The sequence below is a fragment of the Prevotella sp. ICM33 genome (genome assembly GCF_000517825.1).
Classification (GTDB): Bacteria; Bacteroidota; Bacteroidia; order Bacteroidales; family Bacteroidaceae; genus Prevotella; species Prevotella melaninogenica.
In genome coordinates this window covers 1-664 of record NZ_JACD01000026.1, presented here as the reverse complement: position 1 = coordinate 664, position 664 = coordinate 1, and the positions used below count along the sequence as shown (strand labels likewise).

The following is a 664-nucleotide window of genomic DNA, read 5'->3' as shown; positions in this document are numbered from 1 at the left end:
TAAAATCTGTCAGTTCCACAACTTCCGAGTTCTGAATATATGCGTTAATTTCTTCTTCGCTTGCTGGTGTACGATGGAAAATGAGATAAACTATCCCATTTACCAACAATAACCCTATGGCTGCACCTATTCCTTGTGCATTAATTTTGAAAGTCTTCATTTTGTTGATAGAGCTCTTTTGCTTTAATATATCTTTTCTATATTATCTAACTCTTCAGTTTACCCATTAACCAATTATTATACTCTCTCTTTATTCAGTTCGGCAATAGGTAAGGTATTCCTTTACACTATGTCTATAATTCTCTTCAGAAACTTCATAATTTTTATAATTTGGATCCGTATACCATAATAATGCAGGAACAGGCTTTTCCTTACTTCCTAATTTTGGATTATGCAAATCATCCTTATTAACAACAAGATAAATNTTNGGACTCCTTCGNAAAAGTTCTGCATTTACTGATATTCTGCCNGGGACATCGTAAGTCTCTAATACAAAATTTTTCTTTCTGTCAGACGAATAAACTTTTGCTATATCTTTATACAGTGTACTATGGTTGCGNCTCAAAGGNTGTCTTGCATANCTTACCATGTCTTCCACATCGAAAAAAGTAAAATCTGTCAGTTCCACAACTTCCGAGTTCTGAATATATGCGTTAATTTCTTC

1 protein-coding gene is annotated in these 664 nt (G+C 33.5%); it reads right to left on the bottom strand.

From position 1 onward, the window contains the following. Positions 1-250: 250 nt before the first annotated feature. Positions 251-664, bottom strand: a 414-nt coding sequence (locus HMPREF1505_RS13425) for a hypothetical protein (protein WP_036922801.1), incomplete at its 5' end; no start/stop codon positions are given.